This is a genomic window from Micromonospora sp. AMSO31t, from assembly GCF_008868175.1.
Taxonomy (GTDB): Bacteria; Actinomycetota; Actinomycetes; order Mycobacteriales; family Micromonosporaceae; genus Micromonospora.
Genome location: NZ_WBKT01000089.1, coordinates 1 through 22219, shown reverse-complemented (window position 1 = coordinate 22219; position 22219 = coordinate 1). Strand labels below are relative to the sequence as shown.

Sequence of the window (22219 nt, the reverse complement as noted above, 5' to 3'; positions counted from 1 at the left end):
GCCCTGCTCTTCGCCACCGTGGACGGTGGCCGCACCTGGCGAGCCCTGCGGCACCCTCATCCGGTGGCGGTGAGCCAGCAGCTCTACGCCGTACCGGGGGCGCTCGTGCTGCTCGCCGAGCCGTACGGCTGGTACACCTCGACCGACGGCGGGGTCACCTTCGCCCACACCACCGGCGGGGAACCGGTGGCGCTGGTGGCGGCCCGGGGTCGCTTCCAGCTGGCCGAGGGGCTCGGTGCGGTGGCCGAGTGGGACGGCGCCACCCTGCGGCCGTTGCCCGCCCAACCGGCCGTACCCGGGCTGAACACCGTCGGCGGCTCGGGTGACCTGGTGGTGGCGGCCGGCGCGCGCGACGGCCGGCCGTTCGCCGCGGTGTCGCGGGACGGGGGCCGGCACTGGGTGTCGACGCCGCTGTCCTGGCGGGGCGACGAGGTGGGGGTGCTGCGCGTGGTGATCGCCCCGGACGGCGGCGCGTGGCTGGTCGGGGAGCGCCCGGACCGGACGGGTTTCCCGGCGCTCTGGCGGCTGGTGGGTGGCCCCGAGTGGGCGCCGGTCGGCGCGGTCGGGCATCCCGCGCAGGCCCGCTCGGTGGCGCCGCTCGGCGCCGAGCTGGTCGCGGTGACCGTCCCGGACGGGGTGGGCGTGGTGGCCGGCGGCCGCTACTACCGGGTGGACTGGCCGCTCACCGGGGAGCATTACCTCACCGTCCTGGACGACGGCACGATCGCCGCGCGTGGCCCGGACGACGTGGTGCTCGGCACGGGCTGGACGGCCAACCGGCGCTGGGTCAGGGTGGTGCTGGACAAACAAGCGTCGTGAGGGGCGTCACACCGCTGGAGTTGAGCGGAATAGACTCAACTCTGGTTGTGTCCTTTCCAGTGGACACGCCGATCCGGGGGAGCCCATGAACACGGAACGACTCACCACCAAGAGCCGCGAGACCATCACCGGTGCCGTCGCGCTGGCGAACCAGCGCGGTCACGCCACCGTGGAGCCCTGGCACCTGCTGCTGTCGCTGCTGGACACCGAGGGCTCGACCGCCGCCGGCCTGCTGCGCGCCGTCGGGGCCGACCCCGCCGAGCTGCGCCGGGTCGCCCAGCGCTCGGTCGACGCCCTGCCCGCGGCGCGCGGCTCCAGCATCGCCGAGCCCACCCTGGCCCGCGAGTTCGTCAACGCCATCGGCGCCGCCGAGCAGATCGCCCGGCCGCTGGGCGACGAGTACACCTCCACCGAGCACCTGCTGGCCGGCCTGGCGCGGGTGGGTGGCGCGGTCTCCGTCGCGCTGAAGAACTCCGGCGCGACCGAGGAGAACCTGGTCGCCGCCTTCCCGACCGTGCGCGGCGGGGACCGGCGGGTCACCACGGCCGACCCCGAGCAGACCTACCAGGCGCTCGCGAAGTACGGCGTCGACCTGACCGCCAGCGCCCGCGAGGGGAAGATCGACCCGGTCATCGGCCGGGACTCGGAGATCCGCCGGGTGATCCAGGTGCTGTCCCGGCGTACCAAGAACAACCCGGTGCTGATCGGCGAGCCGGGCGTCGGCAAGACCGCCATCGTCGAGGGCCTGGCCCAGCGGATCGTCGCCGGTGACGTGCCGGAGTCGCTGCGGGACAAGAAGCTCGTCTCGCTCGACCTCGGGGCCATGGTGGCCGGCGCGCAGTACCGCGGCCAGTTCGAGGAGCGGCTGAAGTCGGTGCTGGAGGAGATCAAGAACTCCGACGGCCAGGTCATCACCTTCCTGGACGAGCTGCACACCGTGGTCGGCGCGGGCAAGGGCGAGGGCTCGATGGACGCCGGCAACATGCTCAAGCCGATGCTGGCCCGCGGCGAGCTGCGGATGGTCGGTGCCACGACGCTGGACGAGTACCGCGAGCACATCGAGAAGGACCCGGCGCTGGAGCGCCGCTTCCAGCCGGTGCTGGTCGGCGAGCCGACCATCGAGGACACCATCGGCATCCTGCGCGGCCTCAAGGAGCGCTACGAGGTGCACCACGGCGTGCGGATCACCGACGCCGCGCTGGTCGCCGCCGCCGCCCTCTCCGACCGCTACATCACCGACCGGTTCCTGCCGGACAAGGCGATCGACCTGGTCGACGAGTCCGCCTCCCGGCTCCGGATGGAGATCGACTCCCGCCCGGTCGAGGTGGACGAGATCGAGCGGGCGGTGCGCCGGCTGGAGATCGAGGAGATGGCGCTGGCCAAGGAGCCGGACGCCGCCTCGGCCGAGCGGCTGGCCCGGCTGCGCAAGGAGCTGGCCGACAAGCGTGAGCAGCTCACCGCGCTCTCCGAGCGCTGGCAGCTGGAGAAGAGCCACATCACCAAGCTCTCCACCGCCAAGGAGGAGCTGGAGCGGCTCGGCGGCGAGGCCGAGCGGGCCGAGCGCGACGGCGAGCTGGAGCGCGCCGCGGAGCTGCGCTACGGCCGGATCCCCGCCCTCCAGGCCGAGCTGAAGCAGGCCGAGGAGGAGCTGGCCCGGCTCCAGGCCGACGGCGCGATGCTCAAGGAGGAGGTCGGCGCGGACGACATCGCCGCGGTGGTCGCCTCCTGGACCGGCATCCCGGCCGGCCGGCTGCTGGAGGGCGAGACCGCCAAGCTGCTCCGGATGGAGGAGACGCTGGGTTCCCGGGTCGTGGGCCAGACCGAGGCGGTCACCTCGGTCTCCGACGCGGTCCGCCGCGCCCGGGCCGGCGTCGCCGACCCGGACCGCCCGACCGGCAGCTTCCTCTTCCTCGGCCCGACCGGTGTGGGCAAGACCGAGCTGGCCAAGGCGCTCGCCGGGTTCCTCTTCGACGACGAGCGGGCCATGGTCCGCATCGACATGAGCGAGTACGGCGAGAAGCACTCCGTGGCCCGCCTGGTCGGCGCCCCGCCCGGTTACGTCGGCTACGAGGAGGGCGGCCAGCTCACCGAGGCGGTGCGCCGCCGGCCGTACTCGGTGATCCTGCTGGACGAGGTCGAGAAGGCGCACCCGGACGTCTTCGACGTGCTGCTCCAGGTGCTCGACGACGGGCGGCTCACCGACGGCCAGGGCCGCACGGTCGACTTCCGCAACGCGATCCTGATCCTCACCTCGAACCTGGGGTCGTCGGTGATCAGCGATCTGACGCTGGCCGAGGAGCAGCGCCGGGAGGGTGTCCTCGCGGTGGTCCGGTCGCACTTCAAGCCGGAGTTCCTCAACCGCCTCGACGACATCGTGGTGTTCGCCGCCCTCCAGGGCGCGGACCTGCGGGCGATCGTGGACATCCAGCTCGACCGGATGCGACGCCGACTCGCGGACCGCCGGTTGTCGCTGGACGTCAGCGACGCCGCCCGGGTGTGGCTGGCCGAGCACGGGTACGACCCGATCTACGGTGCCCGCCCGCTGCGCCGCCTCGTGCAGTCGGCGATCGGCGACCAGCTCGCCAAGGCCCTGCTGGCCGGCCAGATCCGCGACGGCGACACGGTGCGGGTCGACCTGTCGGACACGAAGGACGGCCTGACGGTCACGGCGGCCTGAGAGCTGCGTTGATCAAGAAGTTTGCGTCGGCTGCGGCACATCGGCCGACGCAAACTTCTTGATCAACAGGGTCGGTGGTGGCCGGCCGGGGAAAGAGTGAGGGCATGGTGTTCGGGATCGGGGAGAAGGACCGGGAGTTGGACGCGGCCGTCGAGGAGCTTCGGCGGGCCGACACGCTCGCCTTCGGCGGGGTGGGCATCGCCGGGCAGATCCTGCCGGCGACCGATGCGTACCGGCACGTGGAGCGGGCGCTGCGGGAGCACCCCGAGGCGGCCCGGAAGAAGGTCGACCGGCTGCTGAAGCACGGGTCGCCGGCCGGGAAGGCGTACGCGGCCACGCTGCTGGACACGGTCGACCCGGCGGCCGGCCGGGCGGCCTGGGAACGGCTGCGCGACGACGACGGCGAGTTCACCACGTTCAGCGGGTGCCTCATGGACCGCGCCACCCTGCGCGAGTACGCCGCCGAACGCCTCGCCGGCATCTGACCGTAGCTGACCGCTCACTCAACGAACGTCACTTCGGCGCGCGTGCGTCGGGTTGTTACCGTCTCCGCCGAAACACCTTGGGGGGAGACGGCCGTGAACGGTTCGCTGGCGTACGTGGTGACCGCGTTGGGGTGCCTGGTCGGGGTGGCCGGCGTGGTGATCGCCGTGATCGCCCTGCGCAGGGCCCGGTCCGCGCCACGCCCGAAGGCCACCCCCGGTGATCCCTTCCGCGACCGGGACGCCGACGCGCTGCGCGGCGACCCCCGCGCGCTCAAGCCCGGCGACATCGTGGAGATCCGCCAGGTGCCCTACACCGTGCGCGGCTCGGTGCACCTGGTCGAGGGCGGCTGGAGCTGGGCGGAGCACCTGCTCGACGACGCCGGCGGGGTGAAGCGCTGGCTCTCCGTCGAGTCGGAGCCGGACCTGGAGCTGGTGCTCTGGACCAGCGAGCCGTCGGCCACCGTCACCCCGGGCGCGCCGACGCTGGAGATCGCCGGCCGCCGCTACAACTGGGACGAGTCCGGCCAGGCGAAGTTCACCGCCACCGAGGGCACCGGCCTCGACCCGCGCGGCACCATGCGCTACCACGACTACCAGGCGCCCGGCGGGGCCCGGCTCTCCTTCGAGGCGTACGGGGAGGCGGGCTGGGAGGTGAACCTCGGCGAGCAGGTGCGCCGCGCCGAGGTGATGATCTACCCGCAGGGTGGCCCGGAGAAGGTGGGCTAGGACGTGCTCGTCGCCCTGCAGGCCCCGTACGTCGACACCCGCGCCGCCGACCTGAGCCTCGACCTCGGCGGCCCCGAACGCCCCGCCCTGCACGTGCGCGAGGTGACCCTGCCCGGCGGGTTGCGGCTGCGGATGCGCCTGCTGGGCGCCTCGCACCAGGTGGTCTGCGGCGACCTCACCGAGACGGTCGCCTGCCTGCCCGGCCGCCCCCCGCACCTGCCGGACGCCCTGCACGACGAGACCGCCGGCTACCGGTTCAGCGCCACGGTGCTCCGGCCGGCGGGCGACGGCCTGCGTACCCGGGTCGCCGCGCTCCGCGCCGACCTGGCCGACGACCCGTACGCGCTGGTCGGGGTCTTTCCCGGCGACGAGGACGCGGTGACCGCGCTCGCCGTCCGCCCCGAGCCCCCGGCCGGCTCGGTGTCCTGGCGCACCTGGCACGCGTATCCGCAGACCAACGAGCTGGTCCTGACCGAGACGGTGGTGAAGCTATGACGTATCGACGGTGGTTGGTGGTGGGGGTGGCATTCGCCGTCATCGGCGCCGTGGTCGCCGCCTTCGCGATCTTCTACGGCAACTTCTCGCCCCGGGGCTACGTGGAGGACCGCTACAGCCGGGCGACCAGCCGGGACCTCGGCTCCGACGCGGTCGCGTACACGTCGAACCGGACGCCCAGCCAGGTGTCGAAGGAGATCACCGACGCCTGGCAGCCGGCCGACCAGTACGTCGACGGCAGCGGGGTCTACCTGCGCTACGACGACGACTCGGTGGTGATCCTGCCGCTCGCCGCCGGTTCGGTGATCCTGCTGGAGCGGATGACCACCGCGTACCCCCGCTACCACTCCCGGGTGGGCAGCCACTGGGGCTGGGGGCGGGGCAGCACGGTCCGCGGCGGCGGACCTGGCTCCGGCAAGTGACCTGACCCGACGAATCCTGGAGTCCCCTGTGCAGACCCTCCTCACCGATCTGCTCGTCACGCTGGCCTACGGCGTGGTCGGCGTCGCCCTCATGGCCGTCGGCTACGTGCTGGTCGACGTCGCCACCCCGGGCAAGCTGCACGAGCTGATCTGGGCCGAGCGCAACCGCAACGCCGCGCTGCTGCTCGCCTCGAACCTGGCCGGCGTGGGCATCATCGTGGTGGCCGCGATCGCCGCCAGCGCGGACGACTTCGCGCTCGGCCTGGTGGGCGCGGCCGCGTACGGGATCCTCGGGCTGGTCATCATGGCCGCGTCGTTCCTGCTGCTGGACATGGCCACCCCCGGCAAGCTCGGTGAGCTCCTGGTCGACCCGGAGCCGCACCCCGCGGTCTGGGTCTCCGCAGTCGTGCACCTGGCGACCGGCGCGATCATCGCCGCCGCCATCAGCTGATGACAGCCGGCAAGCGGGCGGCGAAGAAGAAGACCGCCTGGGTCGCCGGGTTGGCCGTCGCCCTGGTCGTCGCCGGCTGCGTGGCGGTGGGGGTCCTCAACACCGGCGGGGACACCACGGTGCCGGCGCCGGCCGCCGACGAGCGCGCCGACAGCGTGGCCATCCTCCAGCGCACCAGCGCCGAGCAGGGCCTCTGCTACGGCTGGGAGCTGGTGGACTACTACGACTACGGCGCCGCCCCCCGCAACGTCGGCTCCAACCTCGGCGACGGGGTCGCCGTCGAGGAGAACCCGGGCTGCCCGCGCTGGGTGCAGGTGACGGCCAACATCGGGTACGTCTCGGAGAGCAGCGAGAGCAACGACTTCGCGCGGATCGAGGTGACCGGCTCCCCGGACATCGACTCCGCCGACCTCTGGCAGGTCGAGAGCGGGCTGGGGCGGCTCGGGCTCACCGAGGACGTCTTCGTCGACGACCCCGGCTGGGCGGTCACCCGGGCCGCGGTCATGCTGCCGCTGCTCGCCGTCGAGGCCGGCCTGGCCGAACCCGCCGACACCCCCGTGCCGGCGGCGGCCAGCCCTTCCCCACTGCCCGACGCCGGCAGCGACTACCTGCGGGACCGGTGGGGCTGGCTGCTCGCCACCGTCGGGCTGCTCCTGCTCGCCGCGCTCTTCGTCACCGTGGGCGTGGTGCAGCGCGGCCGGCAGCTGCGGGTGGCCGTGCCCGCGCAGCGCGCCGGGGCGGGCGTCGCCGGGCGTACCCGGGAGAAGGCGTGACCACCGACGCGCCGGCGCGGCCGCCGTGGCGCCCGGCCCGCGCGGCGGTCCTGCTCGCGGTCTTCGTCTGCGCGGCCTGCGGCCTGGTGTACGAGCTGGCCCTGGTCGCGCTCGGCAGCTACCTGATCGGCGACACGGTCGGCCAGGCGTCGATCGTGCTCGGCGTGATGGTCTTCGCCATGGGCGTCGGCGCGCTGGTCGCGAAGCCGTTCCAGTCCCGGGCGGCGGCCGCGTTCGCCGCGATCGAGCTGGCCCTGGCCCTGCTCGGCGGCCTCTCCGTGCTCGGTCTCTACGCCGCCTTCGCCTGGCTCGACCTCTACGGGCCGGCCCTGGTCGGCACCGCGTTCGTGCTGGGCCTGCTGATCGGCGCCGAGATCCCGCTGCTCATGGTGCTGTTGCAACGCATCCGCGAGCAGGCCGCGGGCAGCGCCGTGGCCGACCTCTTCGCCGCCGACTACGTCGGCGCGCTGCTCGGCGGGCTGGCCTTCCCGTTCCTGCTGATGCCCGTCTTCGGCCAGCTCAAGGGCGCCCTCGTGGTGGGCGCCGTGAACGCCGTGGCCGGCCTCGCCCTGGTCTGCACGGTCTTCCGCGCCGACCTCGGCCGCCGGTCCCGGGTCGCGCTCGGCGCCGGCGCCGTCGTGGTCGCGCTCTGCCTCGGGTACGCCTGGGTGACCGCGCACGACTTCGAGGTGACCGCACGGCAGCAGCTCTACCGCGACCCGGTGGTGCACGCCGAGCGCAGCCGCTACCAGGAGATCGTGCTGACCCGGTCGGTGCGCGAGGTCGGCCACGCCGACACCGACCTGCGGCTGTTCCTCAACGGTGACCTCCAGTTCAGCTCGGTCGACGAGTACCGCTACCACGAGTCGCTGGTCCACCCGGCGATGCGCGGGCCGCACGGCAACGTGCTGGTGCTCGGCGCCGGGGACGGGCTGGCGTTGCGGGAGATCCTCGCGTACCCGGACGTGCGCCAGGTGACCCTGGTCGACCTCGACCCGGCCGTGGTGCGGCTCGCCCGTTCCGAGCCGCAGCTGCGGGACCTCAACCGCGACTCGCTCGCCGACCCCCGCGTCCGGGTGCTCAACGTCGACGCGTTCGGCTGGCTGCGGACCGCCACGGAACGCTTCGACGTGGTCGTCGCCGACCTCCCCGACCCGGACGAGACGGCCACCGCCAAGCTCTACACGGTCGAGTTCTACGCGCTGATCCGGCCGGCGCTGGCCTCCGGCGGCCGGCTCGTGGTGCAGTCCGGCTCGCCGTACTTCGCGCCCCGGTCGTACTGGTCGATCGAGCGGTCGATCCGGGAGGCGGGTTTCGCCACCGTGCCCTACCACGTGGACGTGCCGAGCTTCGGAGACTGGGGCTTCGTGCTCGCCGCGCCGGGCGGCACACCGCCCACGTTGGGGCTGCCCGCCGACGCGCCGGCGCTGCGCTTCCTCACCCCGTCGGTGCTCGCCGCGGCGGCCACCTTCCCCGCCGACCGGGCCCGGGTGGACGTGCCCGCCTCGACGTTGCTGCAGCCCAGGGTGCTGGAGTACGCCCGCACGGAGTGGCGCGGCTACTAGCGTCGTAGCCATGCCCGCACGTCCGTCCCGCTGGTCGCGACCGCCCCGGGCACTGGAGGCGCCGTCGTACCTTCAGGCGTTCGTGCTGTCCGGGGTGGTGACCGTGCTGGTCACCCGGGCGTACCTCCAGGCGACCGGCTTTCCGCAGCTCGGCGGCGGCGGGCTGCACATCGCGCACGTGCTCTGGGGCGGCCTGCTGATGACCGCGGGCCTGGCCGTGGGGCTGATCTTCCTCGGCAGCGCGGCGCGCATCCTGGGCGCCATCCTGGGCGGGATGGGCTTCGGGCTCTTCATCGACGAGGTCGGCAAGTTCGTCACCGCCGGGACGGACTACTTCTACGCCCCGGCCGCCAGCATCATCTATGTCGCCTTCGCCCTGCTGGTCCTGCTCACCCAGGCGCTGCGCGGCCGGACCCGGCTGTCCGGGCCGGAGCGCACGGCGAACGCCCTGTACACCGTGGTCGGGGGTCTCACCACCGGCCTCACGGCCCGGCGCCGCGCGGCGGTGCTGCGGATGGTCCAGGGTTGCGGGCCGGAGGTCGAGGGGGCGGTCACCCGGCTGCTGGACGTGGTGCCCCGGCGGGAGACGCCCGCACCCCGGTTCTGGCACCGCTGGGTCGGCCTGGCTCGCCGCGCGCTGGTCTGGATGACCACGCACCGGTGGGTGGTGTCCATCGTGGTGCTCTACGTGGTCGGCGAGCCGTTCGTCGTCGTGCTGCGGGTCCTGCTCGACGCGATCACCGGCCACCTGCCCGACCAGGACGAGTGGGGTGCCCTGCTCGGGGTGTCGGCCTCCGCGCTGATCACCGCGGTGCTGAGCATCCGGGGCGCCCTGCTGCTGCCCAGCGACCAGACGCGGGCCTTCCGGCTGTTCAAGCTCGCGCTCCTCGTGGACCTGCTGTTCGGGCAGATCTTCAGCTTCACGGTCAACCAGTTCGGCGCGGTCTTCGCGCTCGGCGTGGATCTCTTCCTGCTCGCGGTGGTGACCGCCGAGTACCGCCGGCTGCAACGGGAGGCCGGGGAGGGGTCCACGAGCTGAACTTCGGCGCGCGGCATCAATGGGTCGGGGCCGCTACTGTGTGGGCCTGATCTAGAGAAGGAGAGAGTCATGACCGATTCCTCCCCGGCGCCGGGCCGAGCGCGTCCGGGCCTGGTGGCGGCATCCTTCTATCTGCTGCTGCTCTTCGCGCTCACCCAGTTGATCGGCCTGATCGTGACCGTCGCGGTCAGCAGCCGGTTGAAGGAGGGCTTCGAGCGGGCGTTCGAGGGTACGACGACGGGCGCCCAGGACGTCGGCACCTTCGTGGTCGCCTTCACCATCGGGACCGCCGCCCTGCTGCTCGTCCTCGCGCTGGCCCTGGTCGTCCTGGGCCTGTTCAACAACCGGGGCCGCAACGGCACCCGGATCACCACCTGGGTGCTGGGCGGCATTCTCATCTGCTGCCTCGGCGGCACCCTGATCAGCGGTGCCACCGGTGCCATGGGTGGCAACACCGGAGGCGACGGGCCCTCCGCCGAGGAGCTCCAGCGCAGCCTGAACGACGCCCTGCCGTCCTGGTACGGGCCGGTGAGCACGACGCTCGGGGTGCTCGGGCTGATCTCGCTGCTGGCCGCCCTGATCCTGCTGGCGCTGCCCAAGGCCAACGAGTTCTTCCGCAAGCCGAAGCAGGGCTGGGAGCCCCCGGTCCCGGGTGCCGCCTACCCGGCGGAGCCCGGCTACCCGCAGACCCCGGGCTACCCGGCCACCCCCGGCTACCCCGGTCAGCCGGCTCCCGGGCAACCGGGCCAGGCCGGTCCGTCGCCGGAGTCCGGGGAGCGCCGCGAGGGCGAGCCACCCTCGGCAAGTTGACGTCCGGATAAGAGCGACGCCGACGATCCCTCCGAGTAGGTTGCAAGCCGACGCCTACCGGAGGGATTCGTCGTGTCGTACCCCCATGAGGCCCCGCCCCGCCGGCCGGGCGCGGTGGTCTCGGCGGCGGCACTGCTGCTGCTGATGGCGGTGGGCGCCGTGGTGTACGCGGTCGCCACCCTGCTGATCACGGCGGGCACGGTGGACCGCTTCCGGGAGGCGGCGCGGGGGACCGACGCGGGCGGAAGCGAGATCGACGGGGTGGCGTCGCTGCTGCGCGGCTCCACCGTTCTCTCCGCCGTGCTGGGCGTGCTGGTGGCGCTGCTGCTCGTCGGGCTGGCCCTCGGGTTGCTCGCCGGCCGGTCCGGCGCCCGGGTGGCCACCTGGGTGGTCGCCGGGCTCGGGCTGTTCTGCGGCTGCTGTGGCCTGGCGGTGCTGGTCGGGCAGCGGACCGCGCCGCTCCGGCTCGGCGCCGACGACCGGGTCACCGCCGACCTGCTGGCCCTGGTCGGCGACGCCTACCCGTCCTGGTGGATCCCGGTGAACGCGGCGCTGTCGGTGGCGCAGATCCTCGGCTACCTGGTGGTGGCCGCGCTGCTCACCCTGCCGTCGGCCGGGGCCTTCTTCCACCGCCGGGTGCCGCGCCCGCCGGCCGGGCCGACTCCACCGGCCGGTCCGGTCCCGGCCGCCCCGCTCGGCGTACGCGTGATGGCGCTCTGCCCCGGCTACACCCGCACCGGCTACCACGAGCGGGCCGGCATCGACATGTCGCGCACCCCGGCGTGGATGTGGCTGCGGGCCGAGGACGTGGTCGACGAAGGGCTGCGTGACCTGCGCAAAGGCAAGCCGGTCAGCGTGCCGAGCTGGAAGTACAAGCTGGCCGTGGCCGGGCTGCGGCACGCGCCCCGGCGGCTGCTGCGCGGCGTCTCCCCGGACACCCGCGGGAGGGTCGGCCGGCCCGGCGGGTGACCCCGCGCCGTCCCGTCGCCGGGATGCCCGCCCGCTGACCGGGGTGGACAGTCGCACAGCGTAGTCGGCCATCGCCACCCGTCGGTCGCCCGCAGGGTTGACCCGGGTGGACCCCACGCCCGGCTCCCAGACTTGCGAAGTACCCTCTATCGCCATGGGGGACCACGACGACCTGCGTAAATTCATCACTGACCTGGCTGTGGTCCACGGCCGGGTGGTGCTCTCGTCGGGTCGGGAGGCGGACTGGTACGTCGATCTGCGTCGCGTCACGCTCCATCACCGGGCGGCGCCGTTGATCGGCCGGGTGATGTGCGACCTGACCGCCGACTGGGCGTACGACGCGGTGGGCGGCCTGACCCTCGGGGCCGACCCCGTGGCCACCGCGATGCTGCACGCGGCGGCCGGGACCGACCGCCCGCTGGACGCCTTTGTGGTCCGCAAGGCGGGCAAGGCGCACGGCCTCCAGCGACGGATCGAGGGGCCGGACGTGGCCGGCCGCCGGGTCCTGGCGGTCGAGGACACCTCGACGACGGGCGGCAGCGTGTTGACCGCCGTCGAGGCATTGCGCGAGGCCGGGGCCGAGGTGGTGGGTGTGGCGGTTATTGTTGATCGAGGTGCCGGCGACGCGGTGCGAGCCGCCGGACTGCCTTATCGGGCGGCCTATACGTTGGCTGACCTCGGCCTTGTGGCGTAAAAGTCTGCCGATTCGGATCTGCTGATATGCAGGCGGATCGATGCTGCTGGTGGAAGGATGGAAAACGTGGGAACTGCGTTGGCTGAAATGACCATGCCTCAGATCTCGCCGCTTGCCGGCGAGCCGATCGAACGTGCCGACGCCGAGCGGCTCGCGGGGGTCCTCAAGGCCCTCGCGGACCCCGCCCGGCTGCGGCTGCTCAGCCTGATCCAGTCGGCTCCCGAGGGGGAGGCGTGCGTGTGTGACCTCACCGCGCCGCTCGGCCTCTCGCAGCCGACGGTCAGCCACCACCTGCGCATCCTCACCGAGGCCGGCTTGCTGGAGCGGGAGAAGCGCGGTGTCTGGGCGTACTACCGGCTGGTGCCGACCGCGATCGCCACGATCGCGGATCTGCTCACCCCGCCGCGGAAGCGGGCCACCAAGAAGGCCCGCTGAATCCGGACGTGTCCGAGAGGGTGGCCGCCTCACCTGAGTGCGGCGACGGGTGGCGTGCCAGGGGTGGCGCCACCACCGGACGGTGACGGCTGCCCGTCATCCGTGCCACCCGCAGGTCGACAGGTCGTAGTCGAAGGCCGGCCCCCGCGAGGGGGCCGGCCTTCGGTGTGTCCGGGGCCAGCGGCGGTGCCGGCCGGGTGCCCGGGTCAGCGGCGGTGCTGGCCGCCGCGCCGGTGCTGCTGGTCGTCGTCGCCGTCGATGGCGTCCCGGACCGCGTCCACGGCGCCCGCCGCGCTGGCCGCGGCGATCACGGCGACGGCCTCACCGCGCTTGCGGGCCCGCCGGTCGCGGAGGAACTCGAAGAAGATCGGCAGCACCGAGATCAGGATGATGAGCGCGACCACCGGCAGGATGTACCGGTCGATCTTGTCGCCGATCGCGTCGTAGATCTGGTGGGCCAGCAGGTAGCCGATCAGCAGGATGCCGTCCACCCAGAGGATCGCCCCGACCACGTTCCACAGGAGGAACTGCCGGGCGGGCATGCCGAGCACGCCGGCCACCGGGTTGAGGAAGGTCCGCACGATCGGGATGAACCGGGCCAGCACCACGGCCTTCGCCGGGCCGAACTTCTGGAAGTAGTACTCGGCCTTCTCCACGTACTCCCGCTTGAACAGGCGGGAGTTGGGGCGGTCGAACATCCGCTTGCCGTAGCGCGCGCCGAGCCAGTGGCCGAGCTGGGCGCCGGCGATCGCGCAGAGCGGACCGCCGATCAGCAGGCCGGCCAGCGAGAGCCGGGTGCCGTTGCCGAAGATGGCATCGGCCACCGGAGAGGCGGCCACCCCGGCCAGGAACAGCAGCGAGTCGCCCGGGAAGAAGAAGCCGACCAGCAGGCCGGTCTCGGCGAACAGGATCGCCCAGACGCCGACCATCCCGAAGGTGTGGATGAGGTCCTTCGGGTCGAGCGGGTTCAGGGCCACGCTCTCGGAGAGCATCCGGGTCTTCTCTGCTGTGTCCACGGCCACAAAGGGTACCCGGGCGCTGTGCGGCGCCTCGCCGGACCGGGCGTACTGGTCACCGCCGGGACCCGGACATGCCGGTGCCCCGCCGACCGGAGGGTCGGCGGGGCACCGTCGTCGCGGTGGTGCCTCCGTCAGGCGACGAAGCGGGTCCGCCGGCGGCGGGACACCACGTAGCCGGCCGCACCGGCGGCGAGCAGCAGCGCGCCGACGCCCGCGATCAGCGCGGTGGAGGAACCGGTGATCGGCAGCGTGCCGCCGTCACCCTCGCCACCGCCACCCTGGCCGCCCTCGCCACCCGGCGCGGCGTTCACCACGACCTTGGCGGTGTCGTTGGCCGGCTTCAGGTCACGGTAGAAGCCACCGTCGCACTCGCACGGCACGTTGATCTTCACGAGGCCGGTCGCGTTCGCGATGACCTTGTCGATCCGCAGCGCGAAGTCGAGGTTGACGCTGTCCCCGGCCTTCAGGAACGAGTCGAAGTAGCAGCGGTAGTGCTGCGCCCCGGGCTTGCCGGGCTCGCCCCACTCGTCACCGTTCACCGGGAAGCAGTTCTCCGGCACCGTGACGGCGGTGGTGCCCTTCGGCACGTCCAGGGTCAGGTAGGTGACCGAGCTGCCGGACCGGGTGTAGTCCAGCGTCGCCGGGCCGTTGTTGCGGAGACCCACGGTCGCCTGCACCGTCGCGCCGGCCTTGCCGGTCACCGAGGCGCCGAGCGCCTCGAGGTCGGTGCTGTTGTTGCCGGTCACCGTCACCTGGAGGTTGGTGCCGTTGTTCTCCGGCCTGGGGTCCGCCTGGAAGCCCCGCGCGGTGGCCTTGCCGCCGGCCTGGGCCAGGGTCAGCTCACCGTCGGTGCCCGGCTCGCCGATGGTCGCGTCGTAGTGCTCCAGGTAGCCCTGGAAGTCCTCGAACTCGTCCGGGGTCATCCAGATGATCTCGCCGTACTTGAAGCCGGGGGCGAGGCTGTCCGCGCCGAGCACGTACGGCAGCGACGCGGTGACGGTGCTGCCCGACGGCAGGTCGTCCTTGAACCGGCAGGTCCGCAGCTCGTCCCCGACGTAGGTGCAGTTGCTGTAGTGCTTGCCGGCGTTGAGGCCGTAGTCGTTGTAGAAGATGACGGCGGCGCCCTTGGCGGTGCTCTTACCCGCGTTGCTGACCTTCAGCGGGGCGGTGAAGCTCTTGCCGGGCGCGACCGACACCGCGGTCTCCGGGCCGGCCGCCAGGTCGACGCCCTCGCCGACGCGGACCTTCGCGTCGTGCGAGACGGCGTCGAAGCCCGTCGCGGTCAGCGTCACCTTGAGCGTGCCGACGTCGCCGTCCTGCGCCTTGTCGGTGGCCTTGATCTGCACCGCGGAGAGCCCGGCCACGCCCCACTCGTCGACCTCGACCTCGTAGGGCGTGGTGCAGACGAGCACGTTCTGCGAGGGGCTGGTGCAGTCGTTGCCCGTGTCCTCCTCCTCGCCGACGGTCACCTTGCCGGCCAGGTCGGAGAAGTCGTAGCGGATGGTGAGGTCGTGCAGCACGACCGGGGCCGAGCTGTGGATCGTGCTGTATTCGATCTTCCCGTCCGAGCCGGTCGCGATCGTCGTGTCACCGAAGTAGATGCCCAGCTTGGCCTGGGACTCCTCGGCGAAGGCAGGGGTGGCGGAGGCGGCGACGAACGCGCCTGCGACGCCCAACCCGGCGAGCCAGCGCCGGGTGGAGTTGGTGAGCATGATGGGGGGTCCTCCGTGGGGGTTGATCAGGTGGAGCCCGTGGAGCTTAGAGAATCCTTAAGTCGCCGCGCTGTCCCAGGTGACGCCACCCCGCAGATATTGACCGAACGGTTGATCGGCGGCCGTGCAATGTTTGGCCGGCCCGTACCCGTCATCAAGGGCGGGACACCGGGAGGTGCAGTGACGTACGAGGAGTTCGCCGACGCGCGGCTGGGCGCCCTGCTGCGGTACGCGATCATGCTGACCGGGGATCCGCACCAGGCCCAGGACCTGGTGCAGGACACCATGGTCCGGGTCCAGCTCAACTGGCGCCGGGTCGCCCGCAGCGACGCGCCCGAGCGGTACGTGCGCCGGATGCTCACCAACCAGTTCATCGACTGGCGGCGCGGCTCGTGGGCGCGCCGGGTGCTGCTGCGCGGCGAACCGGACGAGGGGCTGCCGGCCCCGACCGACCACGCGCAGTCCGCCGTGGACCGCGACCAGCTCTGGTCCTGGTTGTCGCGGCTGCCCCGGCGGCAGCGGGCCACGCTGGTGCTGCGCTACTACGAGGACCTGCCCGACGCGGAGATCGCGGAGATCCTCGGCTGCGCCGTCGGCACCGTCCGCTCCTGCATCTCCCGCCCTCGCCACCCTCCGAGCCGAGTACGTGGAGGTCTGCTGATGATCGAGGACGACCTGCGGGCCGCGTTCGCGCGGGGCGAGGAGTTGACCCCGGCGGTCGGCCCGGTCCGGCTCGCCATCGACCGGGCCGTGGTCCGCCGCCGGCGCCGCCGGCTCCGGCTCCGACTCGCCGGGACGGCGTTGGCGGTGGTGGCCGCCGCCCTGGCCGGCTCCACCGCCGTGGCGCCGCGCCAGCCGGAAACCCCGAACCTGCTGGCCGGTCCCTCGCCGACGCCCACCGGGGCGTTGAACGTGCTGCTCCTCGGCTTGGACCGGGCCGGCGGGGGCCGGCGCGCCGACTCCGTGCTGCTGGTGCACGTCCCGGCGGACCGCAGCCGGCTCTACCTGGTCTCCCTCCCACGCGACCTGCTGGTGCCGATTCCGGGCCGCGGGACGGACAAGCTGAACCCGTCCTTTGCCTTCGGCGCCGGGCCGGCCGGAACGGACCTGGCCGCCGGATACCAGGCGACCCGGCAGGTCGTCGCCCAGCTCACCGGCGTAACGATCGACGCCGGTGCCGTGCTCACCTACCGGGCCACCCGCGAGCTCACCGACGCGATCGGTGGCGTGTCGATCTGCCTGCCGACCACGGTCCGCTCCTACCACACGCGGCGGACCTACCCCGCCGGCTGCCAACAGCTCGACGGCGCCGCCGCGGTGGACGTGCTCCGCCAGCGGTACAACATGCCCGACGGCGCCGTGGACCGGGACCGCAACGCCGCCCGGTACGCGGCCGGACTGCTCCACCGGATCCAGGAGCAGGGAGTGCTGACCAACCCGCTGCTGCTCAGCCAGTTGATCAAAAAGGCCGGCTCGGGCGTGGTGACCGACACCGGGGAGCTGTCCCTGCCGGCCCTGGTCTCGGCGGCCGGGACGGCGTCCGCCGCCGAGCCGGTCGCGGTCGGCCTGCCGGTCCGCCACGGGGGGGGCGGAGGAGCGGCCGTACGGGTTCCGGCTCGACCCCGCGCTGGCCCCGGGCTTCCTCGACGCGCTGCGCGCGGACCGGCTCGGCGAGTGGACGGCGGCCCACCCGAAGCAGGTCACCGCCCTGCGCTGAGGCGGGGCGGGGGGCACGGCCCCCGCTCCGCGCGGCTCAGCGGTAGTCGTCCTCGTCTGCGGTGACCACCCGGGCCTGCTCCATGGCGTCCCAGTCGTCGACCTCGAGACCCCGCTGCGGCTCGCCGTCACCCTCCTCGGGGGTGACCATCGTGGCCTGCTCGACCGCGTCGGCCGGCTCCGCCTCCAGGTCGCGCTCCTCCGGAGCGAGGTGGTGGCTCGGGGCGAAGTCCTCCTCGGGCTGACCCATCGTCCCTCCCTGGAACTCGGTGCGGACGGTCACCACCACACCGTACGGGTTGGCTCGGGTCCCCGCTCGGCAGCGGGTGGAACGGTGGATCGGCAATTGTGCCGTCCGGGGCGCGCACCCGGTGCCAGGATGGTGACGTGGGCTTCCTGATCCGGCTGGCGATCACCGCGGTCGCACTGTGGATCACCACGCTGGTCGTGCCCGGCGTGGAGGTGACCGGCCGGAACGGGGCGAACACCGCGCTCACCCTGATCGTGGTGGCGCTCATCTTCGGCGTGGTCAACGCGGTGCTCAAGCCCGTCATCAAGGTGTTCGGCTGTGTGTTCTACCTGCTCACGCTCGGCCTGTTCGCGCTCGTGGTCAACGCCCTGCTGTTCCTGCTCACCGACTGGATCGCCGGTGTGCTGCGCCTGCCGTTCCACGTGGACGGCTTCTGGGCCGCTTTCTGGGGCGCCATCGTGATGGCGGTGGTGAGCTGGCTGATCAGCGTCGTGGTGCCGGACCGCCTGGAGGAACGGTGAGCGGTTCCCGGGTCGGTGGTGTCCGCCGCGCGCTCCTACGGGATACTTCCCGCGGTGGACAGCGCGGTCCGGCGCACCCATGGACGTCAGCGGCCGGAACGGTCGCCTCTATGGAAGACAGCGGCCTGCACGGCCGAGAGCGGTAAGTAAGGAGCGTTCGACATGCCCATCGCTTCCCCCGAGGCTTACGCGGAGATGCTGGACCGGGCCAAGGCCGGCCGGTACGCGTACCCCGCGATCAACGTGACCTCCTCGCAGACGCTGAACGCGGCGCTCAAGGGCTTCGCCGACGCGGAGAGCGACGGCATCATCCAGGTCTCGACCGGTGGCGCGGAGTACCTGTCCGGCCCGTCCGTGAAGGACATGGTGACCGGCGCGGTGGCGTTCGCGGCGTACGCGCACGAGGTGGCCAAGAAGTACCCGGTGAACATCGCGCTGCACACCGACCACTGCCCGAAAGACAAGCTGGACAAGTTCGTCCGGCCGCTGATGGCCATCTCGCAGGAGCGGGTGAAGAACGGCCAGGAGCCGCTCTTCCAGTCGCACATGTGGGACGGCTCGGCCGTGCCGGTGGCGGAGAACCTGGAGATCGCCGAGCAGCTGCTCGCCGAGGCCGCCAAGGGCAAGATCGTCCTGGAGATCGAGGTCGGCGTCGTCGGCGGCGAGGAGGACGGCGTCGAGAACGCCATCAACGAGAAGCTCTACACCACCGTCGACGACGGCCTGGCCATGGTCGACGCGCTCGGCCTGGGCGAGAAGGGCCGCTACATGGCGGCGCTGACCTTCGGCAACGTGCACGGCGTCTACAAGCCGGGCAACGTCAAGCTCCGCCCCGAGGTGCTCAACCACATCCAGATGGCGGTCGGCGCGAAGTACAACAAGGAGAAGCCGCTCAGCCTGGTCTTCCACGGCGGTTCCGGCTCGCTGCTGTCCGAGATCCGCGAGGCGCTGGACTACGGCGTGGTGAAGATGAACATCGACACCGACACCCAGTACACCTTCACCCGGCCGGTCGCGGACCACATGTTCCGCAACTACGACGGCGTGCTCAAGGTCGACGGCGAGGTCGGCAACAAGAAGATGTACGACCCGCGCGTCTGGGGCAAGGCCGCCGAGGCCGGCATGGCCGCCCGCGTCGTCGAGGCCTGCGAGCACCTGCGCTCCACCGGCACCACCATGAAGTGACCACTGCCTGAGCCGGAGGCCGGCACCCGATCGGGGTGCCGGCCTCCGCGCGTCTCAGCCGGCGGTGAGCACCCGGACCGCCTCGCGGGCGTCGTCGGTCAGGTGGATCGTGGCCGACAGGTCGCCGAACGGGGACGCCGCGAAGAGCGGCCGCAGCAGCGACTCCACCGGCAGCTCCGTCGTCCAGTAGGTCCGGTCCAGGAACACGTACGCGCCGCTCGCCCCGTCGGTGCCGTAGTAGGTCTTCGTGGCCGCCTGGAACACCTCCTGCACGGTGCCGGCCCGGCCGGGCGCGAAGACGATCCCGCCCCGGGCCAACCGCAGGATGGTGTCCTCCCGGATGGCGTTCGAGAAGTACTTGGCGATCCGCCCGGCGAACAGGTTCGCCGGCTCGTGCCCGTACAGCCAGGTGGGGATGGCCAGCCCGCCCGAGCGGGCCCACTCGGTGCCGGGCGCCGCCGGGCGGGGCGTCGGCAGGGACGGGCCGGCTGCGTACCGGGCCCGGACCTGCAACGCCGCGGCGGTGTAGCGGTCGTGGTCGGTGAAGTCGGGCGCGGTGGCCAGCAGGTCGATCGCCGCCGTCAGCTCCTCCGCCGGCCAGGCCGCCAGGAACGCGCCCAGGTTCGCCGCCTCCATGACGCCGGGGCCGCCGCCGGTCACCATCAGCCGGTCGGCCCGCGCCAGCTCCCAACCCAACACGGCCGCCATCCGGTACGCGGCGCTGCCGCGCGGCACCGCGTGCCCACCCATCACGCCCACCACGGACTGTGGCCCGTGCACGGCCAGCCAGGCCCGGGTGGCGTCGGCCAGGGCGTTGTCCACCCCGTGGTCGTGCAGCCGCTGGCCCAGCGCCTCCCGCACGTCGGGCAGGGCGCCGCCGTGCGCCCGGAAGTGCGCGTACACCCGGGTGTCGTACATCCCGGCGAAGCCACCCTCGGCGAAGCCGGCGGCCAGGTCGTCGGCGGTGTAGAGGTGGGACGGCTGCGTCGGGTAGGGCAGGCCGGAGAAGGGTGGGACGACGTTCGCGCCCCGCCGGACCAGGTCCGCGCCGACCTCGCGGTCGGCGAACCGGCAGCCCACGAAGAGCGTGCCGGCGACCTCGGCGCCGCGCAGGTCGGGGACCGGGTCCAGGTCGAGGCGGAGGCCCTGCACGGTCACGCCGGCGAGGGTCCCCTCGGCCAGCCGCCGGTCGAACTCGGTCCGGGTCTCGATCTCGTCGGTTCGGGTGTCGCGCGGCTCGATGACGTCCGCGGGTGGTGGGGTCGGCACCAGATCATCCTGCCCCCGGGCGGCAAGCCGCCAAACGTGGGGAGCACGGACAGGAGCCCGGTGGCCAGGCCGCCGGGCTCCTGCATTACCCGGTCCTGGGGAGGTTCCGGATCTGTAGTTGTAGTGGAAAAACCCTCGCCCCGGCATGGGCCGCGGGTACGTGGGCGGCACACCGCAGGCGTGACGAAACCCTCAGCCGTTCAGCCGACCGGCTCGCCGGACCCCCTCGCGTACCCCAGGGCGAAGCGGGTTGAATGGGGCGATGCAGAACCTGTTGCCTGAGCCACCGGCCACCCTGCTCCCCGTCAACGAGGAGGCCGACGCCGCGCTGGCGGCCGCCGTCGAGCAGGACACCGACGAGGCGTACGCCGAGGTCGCGGCCCGCTTCCCGACCTACAGCGCGGGCTGGGCGGCGCTGGCCACCCGGGCGTTCGACGCGGGCCAGGTCATCCCGGCGTACGCGTACGCCCGCACCGGCTACCACCGGGGCCTCGACCAGCTCCGCCGCAGCGGCTGGAAGGGCCACGGCCCGGTGCCCTGGTCGCACCGGCCCAACCGGGGCTTCCTCCGCTGCCTCTACGTGCTCTCCCGGGCGGCCGGCGAGATCGGCGAGGCGGACGAGGCGGCGCGCTGCGCCCAGTTCCTCCGCGACTGCGACCCGGCCGCGGGGGACGCCCTGGCCAGCCGCTGACGCACGCGACGGCCGGTTCCCCGTGCGGGAGCCGGCCGTCGCGCCCGTCTACAGCCCCTCCGCCACCGAGGCGGCGATCTTCAGCCAGGCGTCCCGGGTGGCCGAGGAGAGCTGCCCGTACCGGATCGGCTCGCCGGTGTCGATGAGCCGCTCGTACGGCGCCAGCAGCACCGCCCGGGTCCGGGCGGCGAAGTGCTCCTGGATGGCCGGCAGGTCGATCTCCTTGCGGGACGGCGGCATCGACACCACCGTCACGGCCTGCCGGACCAGCCGCTGCCGGCCGCTCTGCTCCAGGTGGTCCAGCATCCGCGCGGCCGTCTCGGCCGAGTCGTTCCGCGCCGACATGGTGACCACCAGCTGGTCGGTGGCGTCCATGGCGGCCTGCCAGTTCTGCGCCCGGACGTTGTTCCCGGTGTCCACGAAGATCAGCTTGTAGAAGCGGCTCACCACCTCGCGGATCTCGGCGAACGCGGCGGCGGTCAGCATCTCGCCGCCGGTCGCCGACTCGTCCGAGGCGAGCACGTCGAACATCCCCTCGCCCTGCGAGCGGACGTACTGCGACAGATCACCGACCCGGCCGTGCGGCCCCTGGAACTGGCCCAGGTCACGCAGCATGTCCCGCACCGTGCGGGAGTGGAAGTCCTGCTGCGCCCGCATCCCGAGGGTGCCCTGGGTCTCGTTGTTGTCCCAGGCCAGCACGTACCCGCCACGCTTCTGGCCGAAGGTCATGGCGAGCAGCAGGATGGCGACCGTCTTGCCGGCCCCGCCCTTCGGGTTGACCACGGTCACCTGGCGCAGGCCGCCGAAGTTGCGGCGCACCATCTCGATGTCGCGCCGCATCTCCTGCTCCTGCCGCCCCGGCGCGAGCCGGACCAGCCCGATCTTGTTGACCACCGCCCGCACGCCCGTCGTGGCGACCGGGTCGACCGGCCGCGCCTGCCGCCGCCGGGCGAAGTCCTCCGCCGTCGGCGGGGCACCGCTCGCCGGTGTCCAGACCTGCTCGGGGTACGCGCCCGGCGCCGGCTGCTGCGGCATGGGTTGGTGCGGCCCGGCCTGGTGGGGGCCGGGTTGGCCCGGCCCGGCCTGGTGGGGGCCAGGTTGGCCCGGCCCGGCCGGGTGCTGGCCGGGCTGGTGCGGTCCGGGCTGCGGCGGTGCGGGCGGCTGCTGGGGTGGGCCGGCCTGCTGGGGCCAGGCCGGCGGGTACCAGCCCGGTGCGCCGGACTGCGGCGCCGGCTGCCCGTAGCCGACCGGACCGGGCGGGTACCCCGTCCCGTCGCCGTAGGGCTGCTGGAGGGGCACACCCGGCGAGGGCGGGAACGGGCCGAGCCGGGGCGACGGGCCCTCGGCCGGGCTGTCGGGAGCGCCCTGCGTGGTCCCGACCGCCGGCGCGGCAGTGCCGGGAGAGGTCGGACCGGGAGCGGTCGGACCGGCGGTGGGCTGCGTCGGGTCGGCGCTGTCGGGCGGGCTTGCCGGGCCGGTGTTATTCGGCCCCCCGG

Annotated in this window: 22 protein-coding genes and 1 pseudogene; 18 read left to right on the top strand and 5 right to left on the bottom strand. The window is 73.0% G+C overall.

Translation table 11 applies throughout. The features are described 5' to 3' along the window. From F8274_RS19700 to F8274_RS19630, 14 genes are all read left to right on the top strand, one after another. A partial coding sequence (locus tag F8274_RS19700; RefSeq protein ID WP_225853870.1) for a hypothetical protein occupies nucleotides 1–819 on the top strand: 819 nt, incomplete at its 5' end. Between the two features lie 85 nt (nucleotides 820–904). Further along, a complete protein-coding gene (clpB, locus tag F8274_RS19695; protein WP_151463842.1) occupies nucleotides 905–3496 on the top strand; it encodes an ATP-dependent chaperone ClpB in 2592 nt (863 codons plus the stop codon). A 104-nt stretch (nucleotides 3497–3600) separates the two neighbouring features. Beyond that, nucleotides 3601–3981 carry a hypothetical protein gene (locus tag F8274_RS19690; RefSeq protein ID WP_151463841.1) on the top strand — a complete coding sequence of 127 codons (381 nt, stop codon included), beginning with the start codon at nucleotides 3601–3603 and terminating at the stop codon, nucleotides 3979–3981. A 93-nt stretch (nucleotides 3982–4074) separates the two neighbouring features. Next, on the top strand, nucleotides 4075–4707 hold the full coding sequence (locus F8274_RS19685) for a DUF4178 domain-containing protein (RefSeq protein ID WP_151463840.1): 633 nt from the start codon (nucleotides 4075–4077) through the stop codon (nucleotides 4705–4707). A gap of 3 nt (nucleotides 4708–4710) precedes the next feature. After that, a complete protein-coding gene (locus F8274_RS19680; protein ID WP_151463839.1) occupies nucleotides 4711–5202 on the top strand; it encodes a DUF2617 family protein in 492 nt (163 codons plus the stop codon). Continuing rightward, entirely contained in the window at nucleotides 5199–5624 is a 426-nt protein-coding gene (locus F8274_RS19675; RefSeq protein WP_151463838.1) for a DUF4247 domain-containing protein, read from the top strand. Before F8274_RS19680 ends, F8274_RS19675 begins: the two co-directional genes overlap by 4 nt. 28 nt (nucleotides 5625–5652) lie before the next feature. Next, complete coding sequence (locus tag F8274_RS19670; RefSeq protein ID WP_151463837.1) at nucleotides 5653–6075, top strand: DUF350 domain-containing protein; 423 nt, start codon at nucleotides 5653–5655, stop codon at nucleotides 6073–6075. Continuing rightward, nucleotides 6075–6848 carry a hypothetical protein gene (locus tag F8274_RS19665; protein ID WP_151463836.1) on the top strand — a complete coding sequence of 258 codons (774 nt, stop codon included), beginning with the start codon at nucleotides 6075–6077 and terminating at the stop codon, nucleotides 6846–6848. The genes F8274_RS19670 and F8274_RS19665 overlap by 1 nt, the downstream gene beginning before the upstream one ends. Next, nucleotides 6845–8413: a polyamine aminopropyltransferase gene (locus tag F8274_RS19660; RefSeq protein ID WP_151463835.1), complete on the top strand. Its 1569-nt coding sequence runs from the start codon at nucleotides 6845–6847 to the stop codon at nucleotides 8411–8413. Before F8274_RS19665 ends, F8274_RS19660 begins: the two co-directional genes overlap by 4 nt. Before the next feature lie 10 nt (nucleotides 8414–8423). Then, nucleotides 8424–9452, top strand: coding sequence for a hypothetical protein (locus tag F8274_RS19655; RefSeq protein ID WP_151463834.1), 1029 nt, complete (start codon nucleotides 8424–8426; stop codon nucleotides 9450–9452). Between the two features lie 69 nt (nucleotides 9453–9521). Next, nucleotides 9522–10262 (top strand): hypothetical protein, encoded by a 741-nt coding sequence (locus tag F8274_RS19650; protein ID WP_151463833.1) that lies wholly within the window; start codon nucleotides 9522–9524, stop codon nucleotides 10260–10262. 72 nt (nucleotides 10263–10334) lie between these two features. Then, nucleotides 10335–11231 carry a hypothetical protein gene (locus F8274_RS32665; protein WP_370518248.1) on the top strand — a complete coding sequence of 299 codons (897 nt, stop codon included), beginning with the start codon at nucleotides 10335–10337 and terminating at the stop codon, nucleotides 11229–11231. 154 nt (nucleotides 11232–11385) lie between these two features. Continuing rightward, nucleotides 11386–11925, top strand: a complete 540-nt coding sequence (gene pyrE / locus F8274_RS19635) for an orotate phosphoribosyltransferase (protein ID WP_151463832.1) — start codon at nucleotides 11386–11388, stop codon at nucleotides 11923–11925. A gap of 57 nt (nucleotides 11926–11982) precedes the next feature. Then, entirely contained in the window at nucleotides 11983–12360 is a 378-nt protein-coding gene (locus tag F8274_RS19630) for a helix-turn-helix transcriptional regulator (protein WP_076468717.1), read from the top strand. A gap of 206 nt (nucleotides 12361–12566) precedes the next feature. Here F8274_RS19630 and F8274_RS19625 read toward each other — a convergent pair whose 3' ends face one another. Both F8274_RS19625 and F8274_RS19620 read right to left on the bottom strand, forming a co-directional pair. Next, nucleotides 12567–13352 (bottom strand): DedA family protein, encoded by a 786-nt coding sequence (locus tag F8274_RS19625; protein ID WP_151463845.1) that lies wholly within the window; start codon nucleotides 13350–13352, stop codon nucleotides 12567–12569. A 158-nt stretch (nucleotides 13353–13510) separates the two neighbouring features. Further along, nucleotides 13511–15091 (bottom strand): LPXTG cell wall anchor domain-containing protein, encoded by a 1581-nt coding sequence (locus F8274_RS19620; protein ID WP_151463831.1) that lies wholly within the window; start codon nucleotides 15089–15091, stop codon nucleotides 13511–13513. Nucleotides 15092–15271: 180 nt separating this feature from the next. Here F8274_RS19620 and F8274_RS19610 point away from each other — a divergent pair, with 180 nt between their 5' ends. Then, on the top strand, nucleotides 15272–16873 hold the full coding sequence (locus F8274_RS19610) for a SigE family RNA polymerase sigma factor (RefSeq protein ID WP_225853869.1): 1602 nt from the start codon (nucleotides 15272–15274) through the stop codon (nucleotides 16871–16873). On the opposite strand, the gene F8274_RS19605 is transcribed toward F8274_RS19610, so the two are convergent. Further along, nucleotides 16845–17057, bottom strand: coding sequence for a hypothetical protein (locus F8274_RS19605; protein ID WP_151463844.1), 213 nt, complete (start codon nucleotides 17055–17057; stop codon nucleotides 16845–16847). The two genes, F8274_RS19610 and F8274_RS19605, sit on opposite strands and share 29 nt — an antisense overlap. 137 nt (nucleotides 17058–17194) lie before the next feature. On the opposite strand from F8274_RS19605, the gene F8274_RS19600 reads away from it, so the two are divergent. Continuing rightward, the gene (locus tag F8274_RS19600; RefSeq protein ID WP_151463830.1) at nucleotides 17195–17578 is read left to right on the top strand and encodes a phage holin family protein; all 384 of its coding nucleotides are present in this window, start codon (nucleotides 17195–17197) and stop codon (nucleotides 17576–17578) included. Nucleotides 17579–17740: 162 nt separating this feature from the next. Then, complete coding sequence (gene fbaA / locus F8274_RS19595; protein WP_151463829.1) at nucleotides 17741–18763, top strand: class II fructose-bisphosphate aldolase; 1023 nt, start codon at nucleotides 17741–17743, stop codon at nucleotides 18761–18763. Between the two features lie 54 nt (nucleotides 18764–18817). Here the strand turns inward: fbaA and F8274_RS19590 are convergent, their stop codons facing one another. Then, a complete protein-coding gene (locus F8274_RS19590) occupies nucleotides 18818–20032 on the bottom strand; it encodes an LOG family protein (protein WP_151463828.1) in 1215 nt (404 codons plus the stop codon). 262 nt (nucleotides 20033–20294) lie between these two features. On the opposite strand from F8274_RS19590, the gene F8274_RS19585 reads away from it, so the two are divergent. Beyond that, a complete protein-coding gene (locus tag F8274_RS19585; protein ID WP_151463827.1) occupies nucleotides 20295–20723 on the top strand; it encodes a DUF3151 domain-containing protein in 429 nt (142 codons plus the stop codon). 48 nt (nucleotides 20724–20771) lie between these two features. Here the strand turns inward: F8274_RS19585 and F8274_RS19580 are convergent. After that, nucleotides 20772–22219, bottom strand: a pseudogene (locus F8274_RS19580) (chromosome partitioning protein); the annotation flags it as partial.